6 protein-coding genes are annotated in these 9,204 nt (G+C 64.2%); all 6 read left to right on the top strand.

Going from position 1 to position 9,204, the window contains the following annotated elements; translation table 11 throughout:
- Window positions 1-41 precede the first annotated feature (41 nt).
- The 6 genes from FLQ44_RS07055 to FLQ44_RS07030 all read left to right on the top strand — a co-directional run bounded on the left by FLQ44_RS07055 (window position 42) and on the right by FLQ44_RS07030 (window position 9,202).
- Window positions 42-329 (top strand): DUF3467 domain-containing protein, encoded by a 288-nt coding sequence (locus tag FLQ44_RS07055; protein ID WP_206208714.1) that lies wholly within the window; start codon window positions 42-44, stop codon window positions 327-329.
- Between the two features lie 66 nt (window positions 330-395).
- On the top strand, window positions 396-2,216 hold the full coding sequence (locus FLQ44_RS07050) for an efflux RND transporter periplasmic adaptor subunit (protein WP_147693781.1): 1,821 nt from the start codon (window positions 396-398) through the stop codon (window positions 2,214-2,216).
- Between the two features lie 4 nt (window positions 2,217-2,220).
- Window positions 2,221-4,374 carry a PqqD family peptide modification chaperone gene (locus tag FLQ44_RS07045; protein WP_147693779.1) on the top strand — a complete coding sequence of 718 codons (2,154 nt, stop codon included), beginning with the start codon at window positions 2,221-2,223 and terminating at the stop codon, window positions 4,372-4,374.
- 2 nt (window positions 4,375-4,376) lie between these two features.
- Complete coding sequence (locus tag FLQ44_RS07040; protein WP_147693777.1) at window positions 4,377-6,353, top strand: preprotein translocase subunit SecA; 1,977 nt, start codon at window positions 4,377-4,379, stop codon at window positions 6,351-6,353.
- A 27-nt stretch (window positions 6,354-6,380) separates the two neighbouring features.
- Window positions 6,381-7,112, top strand: a complete 732-nt coding sequence (locus FLQ44_RS07035; RefSeq protein ID WP_147693775.1) for an efflux RND transporter periplasmic adaptor subunit — start codon at window positions 6,381-6,383, stop codon at window positions 7,110-7,112.
- 26 nt (window positions 7,113-7,138) lie between these two features.
- On the top strand, window positions 7,139-9,202 hold the full coding sequence (locus FLQ44_RS07030) for a POTRA domain-containing protein (protein WP_147693773.1): 2,064 nt from the start codon (window positions 7,139-7,141) through the stop codon (window positions 9,200-9,202).
- Window positions 9,203-9,204 lie beyond the last annotated feature (2 nt).

Below are 9,204 nucleotides of genomic sequence, written 5' to 3'. Positions count from 1 at the left end.
CAACGTTTTTTCGTAACCATTGCTAGATGCAAGGAATGAACATGAGCCAACAACAAGAGAACAACGAAGCCGTCGTGCCGCAAATCGTCTGGGATGATTCCCGCATGGTGACCAGCTACGCCAACGTGTGCAATGTGCTGGGTACCCGCGAAGAAATCATGGTGCTGTTCGGTGCCAACCAGGCCTGGCAGAGCGACCAGAAACAGGTGCAAGTGACCCTGAGCAACCGCGTTGTACTGAACCCGTACGCCGCCAAGCGCCTGCTCACCATGCTGGAGCTGGGCCTGAAAGAGTACGAAGCACGCTACGGCGAGCTGAAACTGGGCTAAACCCCATCGCGCCGCCAGCCTTGCCGCTGGCGGCTTTTCTTTGTCTGCCGTTTGCCGTTTGCCTACATGACCACACACACCACCGGCGCGCCTGATGCCTGGTTGCAGCTAGCCAATGCTCCGTATAACGACCACGCCTACTGGCAAGCCTGGCTACAGTGCTGCCGCCAGGGCCTGCCGGCCTTGGCCGAGCTGGCCATTGTGCTGTCCGATGTGCCGGATGAAGGCCCCTACGCACCGGCCTTGCTCTGGCCCAAGGCCGACAGCGTGTCGCCGCTGCTAGCCAGCCTGTGCGAGCGTGTGCTGGATATGCGCCTGCCACTACAGCAGGTGCAGGACGGTGTGCTGGTGCTGGCGCTGCCTATTGTGGCGGGCGAGCAGCTGCACGGCGTGCTGGCGGTGTCCATGCCGGCCGCAGCCTATACCCGCGAAAGCCTGGCCTGGCTCAAGTGGGGGCAGGGCTGGCTGCTGCCCGCCGCGGCAGGCGTCACGGCAGACAACGCCGCTTTTACCGAGCGGCTGCTGAAATCACTGGATTTGCTGATGCTTGTGGTGGGTGAAAACACCGCCCACGACGCCAGCCATGCCGTGGTCACCGATATGGCCGTGGCGCTGGGCTGCGACCGCGTATCGGTAGGCTTTGCCCAGCGCATGACCGTCAAGCTGCAGGCCTTGTCCCATTCTGCCGAGTTTGCCGGGCGGCAAGACCTGGCCGCTTTTCTGGCGCGGGCCATGAACGAGGCCGCCGACCAGGGGCAGGCTTTTTACTTTCAGCCCGGCGAGGCTGGCCCGGCAGGGGGCTTGCGCATCGACCGCGAGCACCGCGCGCTGGCCGAGCGCTTTGCGGCCAACCATATCCTGAGCGTGCCGTTTTATCTGGATAAACAGCGCTACGGCGTGTTTGTGTTCGAGTGGGCCGAGCCGCTATTGCCGGACGAGGCCAGCCACCTGGCCCACATGCTGTCGCCCATTGTTGGCCGCATGTTGCTGGACAAGCGCCACGCCGAGCGCCCGTGGTGGCGCCGCGCAGCCGATGCACTGAAAACCGAGCGCGACCGCCTGCTGGGCCCGCTGCACGCCGGGCGCAAGCTGGCGGCCATCGTGCTGCTGGCGCTGGGGCTGTTTCTGGGCCTGGCCACCGGCGACTACCGTGTCGGTGCGCAGTCCGAGCTGGAGGGCGCGGTAAAGCGCACCATCGTGGCACCGTTTGACGGCTTTGTGGCGCAGGCCTACAAGCGCGCCGGCCAAGTGGTGCCGGCGGGTGGCCTGCTGGCGCAGCTGGACGACCGCGACCTGCAGCTGGAAGCCAGCAAATGGCGTAGTACCCAGTCGCAGTATCAGAACCAGCTGCAAGACGCGCAGGCGCAAAGCGACCTGTCGCAGATACAGATTTCCATTGCCCAGTCCGAGCAAGCCCAGGCGCAGCAGGCGCTGTCGCAAAGCATGCTGGAGCGCTCGCGCATTCGCGCCCCGTTTGCCGGTTTTATCGTGACGGGTGATTTGTCGCAGCAGCTCGGTGGCGCCGTGAAGAAAGGCCAGACCCTGTTCGAGATTGCGCCGCTGGATTCCTACCGCGTGATTCTGTACGTGGAAGAAGCCGATATCGACGAAATCAGGGTAGGGCAGCAGGGCCAGCTGATGGTGACCGCCATGCCGGGCGAGCGCCAGCCTTTTAGCGTATCGCTGGTAACGTCGGTGGCGCAGGCGCGCGATGGCAAAAACGTGTTCCGGGTAGAAGGCGTGCTGGCCACGCGCAACCCGACACTGCGCCCCGGCATGGATGGCGTCGCCAAGGTACACGTGGGCGAGCGCAAGCTGGTGTGGATCTGGACGCATAGCCTGTTCGACTGGCTGCGGCTGAATATCTGGTCGTGGCTGGGGTGGTAGGCGCATGAGTGCATCGCTGTTTTCCCCGTCCTGGTACCGCGTGGCCCCGCTCAAGCCGCGCCTGCGCCAGCAAGCCAGCCTGGTACGCCATGTCTACCGCGGCGAGCGCCACTATATTCTGCAAGACCAGGGTAGCGGGCGCTTTCTCAAGCTGAACCCGGCGGCCTACCAGATCGTGGCGCTGATGGATGGCGAGCTCACGCTGGACGCCATCTGGCAGCGCACCTGCGAAACGCTGGGCGACGACGCCCCGACGCAGGACGAAGTGCTGAACCTGATGACCCAGCTGCACCAGGCCAACGTGCTGCTGACCGACCAGGCCCCCGATCTGGCCGAGCTGAACGAGCGGCGCCAGCGCCTGGGCCGCATGAAGCTCAAGCAGTACCTGATGAACCCGCTGTCGCTGAAGATACCGCTGTTCGACCCGGACCCGTTCATTACCCGCCTGTACCAGCTGGCCCCCGCCTGGCTGCTGCGCTTCATCCTGCCTTTGTGGCTGCTGGTGGTGGGCAGTGGCGTGGTGGTGGCGGGCATGCACTGGGACGAGCTGACCCGCGACCTGACCGCGCGCGTGTTCCGCCCGGATAACGTGCTGCTGCTGGCGCTGATCTTTCCGCTGCTCAAGGCCATTCACGAGATAGGGCATGGCCTGGTGGTGAAGGCCTTTGGCGGTAGCTGCCATGAAACCGGCGTGATGATGCTGGTGATGATACCGGTGCCCTACGTGGACGCCGGCTACGCCATCAGCCTGCCATCGCGCCGCCAGCGCATGCTCATTGGCGCGGCGGGCATGATGACCGAGCTGTTCTTTGCTGCGATTGCCATCTGGCTATGGACCTGGGTAGCACCGGGCTTGGCCAAGGCTGCACTGCACCAGGTGGTGATTCTGGCGGGGGTGACTACCTTGCTGTTCAACGCCAACCCGCTGGTGCGCTTTGACGGCTATTACATTTTTTCCGACTGGCTGGAAATCCCCAACCTGGGGCAAAAAGCCAACCAGTACATGGGCTATGTGTTCAAGCAGCACGTCTTCCGTGTGCGTAGCGAACAAACCCCGCCGCCCACCACGCCAGGCGAGCCGGGCTGGCTGGTGTTCTACGCCATTGGCTCGTTTTGCTACCGCATCATGCTGTCGCTTTCCATCATTTTGCTGGTGGCCGAGCGCTTTTTCTTTGTCGGCGTGCTGTTGGCGGTGTGGAGCGCGGTAAACATGCTGCTGCTGCCGCTGTCGCGGCAGATCCGCTTCTTGCTGGACGACCCGGTGCTGCAAGGCGTGCGGGCGCGGGTGCTGTCCATCGCGGGCGGGCTGCTGCTGGGCGTGCTGCTGCTGGTGCTGCTGGTGCCGGTGCCGTCGTGGACCATGGCCGAAGGCGTGATCTGGATGTCGGAACAGTCGCGCGTGCGCTCCCCTGCCAGCTGCATCGGCAGCCGCGTGCTGGTGCCGTCTGGCAGCCAGGTGGTGCGCGGCCAACCTTTGCTGGCGTGTGACGAGCCGGAGCTGGGGGCGCTGCTGGCGGAAACCCGCGCCAAGATTGCCGAGATGGAAAGCAAGCGCAACAAGGTATTGCTCACCGACCGCGTGCAAGCCCAGATCATCGATGCCGAAACCGCCTACCACCGCAACCGCCTGCACGACCTGCAAACACGCCAGGACGCGCTGCTTATCCGCAGTCCGCTGGCCGGCCGTTTCGAGGTGGCTTCCACGCTGGATTTTGTCGGTGCCTACGTGGCGCGTGGTGATGTGGTGGGCTATGTGCTGGACCCGTCACGCTACACCCTGCTGACCGTGGTGCCGCAGGCCGATGTCGACCAGGTGCGCCGGCACAATATCGGCGTGGAAATCCGCAGCGCGGTAGAAGTAGACGGCCTGATTCCCGCCACCATGGTGCGCGAGGTACCCGGCGCCACGCGGGACCTGCCCAGCCTGGCGCTGTCGCTGCAAGGCGGTGGCAAGATCGGCCTGGACCCGGACGCCAGCCAGGAAGCACCGGTAGCGCTGAATGCGCTGTTCCAGTTCGAGCTGCGTTTTGATAACCGAGCCGTGCCGCGCACCCTGGGTAACCGCGTGTACGTGCGCTTTATCCAGCAGCCCGAGCCGCTGGCCAGCCAGTGGTACCGTGCGCTGCGCCAGATGTTCCTCAAACGATTTGCGGTGTAGCCATGTTTGCCCTTTCCCTGCTTGCCGACCTCTACCCCCAGCGCCGCGACTGGCAAGACCGCAGCTGGCTGGACCGCCAGAGCGAGCGCCTGCGTACCTGGCTGCAAGCCAGGCTGGGCCTGTCGCCGTGGCGGCTGAATCGTTTTGTGCGCCAGGTGGATGCGGCCCAGCCGGCGGTAGACGCGCTGGACGAGGCAGCCCTGCAGGCGCTTACCGCAGAGCTGCAGCTGCTGCTGCGCCGCGATGGCCTGCAAGACCGCCACGTGGCGCGGGCGTTTGCCCTGGTGCGCCGCCGGGCGGGCGAGCTGCTGGGCAAGCGGCATTTCCCGACCCAGCTCAAGGGTGGCTACATCCTGCTGCAGGGCTTTTTGCTGGAAATGGATACCGGCGAGGGCAAAACGCTTACTGCCACCCTGGCCGCGGCGGTGGCCGCCATGGCCGGGCGCAAGGTGCACGTGGTCACGGTGAACGACTACCTGGCCGAGCGTGACGTAGCGCTGATGGCGCCGCTGTACCACGCGCTGGGGCTGAGCACCGGCCTGGTACGCGAAGACATGAAGCCGGACGAAAAAAAGCCGGGCTACCTGGCCGACATTGTCTACTGCTCCAATAAATCGGTGGTGTTCGACTACCTGCGCGACCGCCTGGCGCTGGCCGACAAAATGTCCCCCATGCAGCTGGCGCTGGGGCGGCTTAGCGGGCGCAGTGCGGCCAACATACTGCTGCCGGGTTTGCAGTTTGCCATTGTGGACGAGGCCGACAGCGTGTTCATCGACGAAGCACGCACGCCGCTCATCATCTCGGCCAGCCGCCCGGGCAGCGAAAGCGAAGCCTACTACCGCCAGGCCATCGAGCTGGCGCGGGCACTGCAAGTGGGCGTGCATTTCGAGCACGCCGGCCCCGGCGCGCACCCGCACCTGAACGGCGTGGGCCGCGACGAGCTGACCAGGTTGGCCGCACACCTGCCGGCGGTCTGGCGCGCGCGCAACCGGCGCGAAGAGGTGGTGGGCATGGCACTGATGGCCTGCCACGGCCTGCGGCGGGATATCGATTACATCGTGCGCGAGGGCAAGGTGCTGATCGTGGACGAAAACACCGGCCGCACCATGGCCGACCGCTCGTGGGAGCGCGGTCTGCACCAGATGGTAGAAGTCAAAGAAGGCCTGCCACCGGGGGACGAGCGCGAAACGCTAGGCAAAATCAGCTACCAGCTGTTTTTCCGCCGCTACCTGGTGTTGTCGGGCATGACCGGTACCTGCCGCGAGGTGGCCGGCGAGCTGGGCGAAGTCTACGGCCTGGGGGTGGTGCGTGTGCCGCCATACCGGCCGTCCAGGCGCCGCTATCTGGGTGCCCGCCTGTTTGCTACTGCCGACGAGCGCTGGCGGGCCGTGGTGGGCGCGGTGCAACAAATGCAACAGTCCGGCCGGCCAGTGCTGATTGGCACCCGCAGCATCAAGGCGTCCGAAGTGCTGGCAGGCTACCTGCGGGCGGCCGGCATCGTGCACCGCGTACTGAATGCCAAGCAAGACGCCGAAGAGGCCGATGTGGTGGCCAGGGCCGGCGCTGCCGGGGCGGTCACCATTGCCACCAACATGGCTGGCCGGGGTACCGACGTGCTGCTGGATGATGACGTGAAAATGAAAGGTGGCCTGCATGTGATCCTGACCGAGCGTCACGATAATGCGCGCGTGGACCGCCAGCTGATTGGCCGCTGCGCCAGACAGGGCGACCCTGGCAGCTATGAAATCATTCTGTCGCTAGAAGATGATCTGGTCGTGCAATTTGTAGCAAAATTTAATGTTATATTATCGAGATTGTTACAAACTACTAAGCATTCGCTAATTGGTGGCACAGGCCTGCTGTACTACCGCGCGGCACAGCGATACGTGGAATGGCAACACCGTCGGCTGCGTCAGCACATGCTGAGTGCAGACTTCAGGGCACGGCAGGCACTGTCTTTTTCTGGCCAGTCCGAGTAGCCCGGCACAAGGGAAAACAATACAAAAATGAACAAACTCGTCACTCACCCCACCCGCACGCTGGGCGGTATGTTTTTGGTCTTGCCATTGCTGGCGGCGGCGGCACCGGTCGCAACTACGTGTCTGATTGTGCCTTCGCTGGAAGTCAACGTTGGTACGCCGGTAGACGGCGTGCTGGGCCAGGTATTGGCCGACCGTGGTGATGTGGTGCGCGCTGGCCAGCTGCTGGCCAAGCTGCAAAGCGGTGTAGAAGAGGCCGCCGTGGAATATCAGGCGGCCAAGGCGCAGTTTGGTGCCCGCAAGACACAGCGCAACCAGGAGCTGCAAAAGAAGCAGCTGATTTCCAGCCAGGAGCTGGACGAGATGGCGACCGAATACAAGCTGTCCGAGCTGGAGCTCAAAGAGCGCCGCGAGCAGCTGCGCCTGCGCAGCCTGTTCAGCCCGATTAACGGCGTGGTGGTAGACCGCTACCGCCAGCGCGGCGACCTGGTCAAGCAAGAGCGTATCTACCGCATTGCGCAGCTGGACCCGCTATTTGTGGAAACCGTGGTGCCGGCCACCCTGTTTGGCAAGGTGCGCAGCGGCCAGAGCTACGATGTGACGCCGCAGCTGTCCAGCAGCCCGCTGAAAGCACGCGTGGCCAACGTAGACAAGGTCATTGATGCAGGCAGCGGCTCGTTCCGTGTGCGCCTGGTCCTGCCCAACCCCAAGTACGCGCTGCCATCCGGCCAGCGCTGCAAGATTACCTTCTCTGAATAAACGCGCCTGGGTCACATCACAACACCATGGAACACTCCAGTCAGACTATCCGCCAGCGCCGTGCCAAGCCCGCCACCCTAACGGTGCCGGTTGTCGCGTTTTCCCTGCTGCCCCTCGTGCTGCCGGCCAACACCGTCATCGCTGCCGTTACCCAGACACCGCCGTCGCAGGATGCCGGTGTCGTTTTCAATGCCCAGAAGCTGCCGCCCGCCAGCCTGTTTCCGCGCAAGCGTGACAAGGTACAGCTGCGCGCCAGTATTCCCGAGGTAAAAACCGACAACGAGGCCATTCGCCTGTCTATCGGCGGCTTCCGTTTTGAAGGAGAAGCAGGGCTGGACCAGCAGGCCTTGCAGGGTATCTTGCAGCCGTGGCAGGGCCGTGACCTGAGCTTTGCCGAATTCGAGCAGGCCGTGCACGCCGTGGCAGAGCACCTGCGCACGCACGGCCACCCCTATGCCGAGGTCAGCATGAACCGCGCCATGCTGGGCGAAGGCACGGTGGCCATTGCCGTGCAGGGCCTGACCATGCCGCCGGAGCCGATAGTGCCGCAGGTGCTGGTGACCGGCTTCAGCTTTGAAGGCCTGACCCTGGCCAGCAATGAAGAGATGCAGTCGGTACTGAAAGCGCAGCTGGGCAAACCGCTGAGCCTGGCACAGCTGGAAGCGGCCGCGCAGCAAGCGGCCGCCCACCTGCGTGCCAAGGGCTACCCGCTGGTGCAGGCCTACCTGCCACCACAAAAAATCCAGGACGGCGTAGTACGCATCGCCCTGCAGGAAGGCGCACTGGATGGCGCATCCGGTCTGAACGGTATTGTGGTGCGCAGCAATGCGTCGCCAGTAAAAGACAGCACCGTCGCAGCCTTGCTGGCCGAAGGCGCGCCGGCAGGCAAGCCTATCCAGGCTGCCGAGCTGGAGCGCGCGCTGCTGGTAGCGGGCGAGGTGCCGGGTATCAAAAAAGTGCAGGCCGAGCTGACGCCGGGTAGCGTGGCCGGCACCACCAAGGTAGAAGCCGACGTGGAAAGCGCCGGCCTGTTTAATGCCGCTGTGTGGGCCGACAACTACGGCAACCGCCATGCCGGTATCGCCCGCCTGAATACCCAGCTGAACCTGAACAGCCCGCTGGGCTACGGCGAGCAGCTGTCGCTGAACGCCACCAAGTCCGACAGCCTGGACAGCGGCAAGGTCGCCATCCAGCTGCCGGTAGGCCACCGCGGGGCCAAGGTGGGTGTGTCGGCATCCAGCATGAACGTGGATATGGGCATTACCACCGACGTGCCGCGCAACCTGAGCGGCGACACCAAGGTGGTATCGCTGTTTGGCAGCCTGCCGCTCACCCGTTCGGGCACGGCCAACACCACGCTGACCGCCAGCCTGGACCAGAAAGACATGAAAAACAGCCTCAGTACCCTGATGCTGGATGACCGCAAGATCACCATGCTGAGCCTGGGCCTGAACGGTGACCGCTACGACAGCTGGGGCGGCCGCCTGGGCTGGAGCGCCGTGCTGTCTGCCGGCGACAACGACCTGTCCGGTGACCTGGGCTACGCCGCACTGGACGACGCCTCGGCGCGTACCGGCGGTGGCTTCCAGAAGCTGAACCTGGCGGTAAGCCGCCTGTCGCGCCTGGACAAGGCGGGGAACTACCAGCTGGCGCTGTCGCTGTCTGCCCAGCTGGCCAGCAAAAACCTGGATAACAGCGAAAAACTGCAGCTGGGCGGCCCTAGCGGCATCCGCGCCTACCCGATGGGCGAGGGCCTGGGGGATGACGGCTGGCTGGCCAATGCCGAGGTGCGTACCGCACTGGGCAAATTTGCCGGTGGCGATGTCACCTTGTTCGGCTTTATCGATGCCGGTGGTATCAAACAGTACAAGCACACCTGGAACGGTGCGCTGCCGGCCGGCAAGCCTAACCAGTACACCCTGGCCGGTGCCGGCGTGGGCATGAAACTGAGTTACGACGACAAAGGTGGTGTCAGCATCACCGTGGCCAACAAGCTGGGCAGTAACCCGAACCAAAGCGCCAACAACACCGATGCCGATGGCCGTAACCGTGCCGCCCGTGTATGGGTAATCGGCAATATTGCCTTCTGACC

Origin of the sequence: Vogesella mureinivorans (genome assembly GCF_007644035.1) — a bacterium.
GTDB lineage: Bacteria > Pseudomonadota > Gammaproteobacteria > Burkholderiales > Chromobacteriaceae > Vogesella > Vogesella mureinivorans.
The sequence above is the reverse complement of the archived record's forward strand: the minus strand, read 5'-3'. Positions and strand labels throughout refer to the sequence as shown.

What these genes read in the sequence shown, in the direction of transcription:
- FLQ44_RS07055 (WP_206208714.1), top strand. Translation starts at nt 42, where the DNA reads ATGAGCCAACAACAAGAGAACAACGAAGCCGTCGTGCCGCAAATCGTC.
- FLQ44_RS07050 (WP_147693781.1), top strand. Translation starts at nt 396, where the DNA reads ATGACCACACACACCACCGGCGCGCCTGATGCCTGGTTGCAGCTAGCC.
- FLQ44_RS07045 (WP_147693779.1), top strand. Translation starts at nt 2,221, where the DNA reads ATGAGTGCATCGCTGTTTTCCCCGTCCTGGTACCGCGTGGCCCCGCTC.
- FLQ44_RS07040 (WP_147693777.1), top strand. Translation starts at nt 4,377, where the DNA reads ATGTTTGCCCTTTCCCTGCTTGCCGACCTCTACCCCCAGCGCCGCGAC.
- FLQ44_RS07035 (WP_147693775.1), top strand. Translation starts at nt 6,381, where the DNA reads ATGAACAAACTCGTCACTCACCCCACCCGCACGCTGGGCGGTATGTTT.
- FLQ44_RS07030 (WP_147693773.1), top strand. Translation starts at nt 7,139, where the DNA reads ATGGAACACTCCAGTCAGACTATCCGCCAGCGCCGTGCCAAGCCCGCC.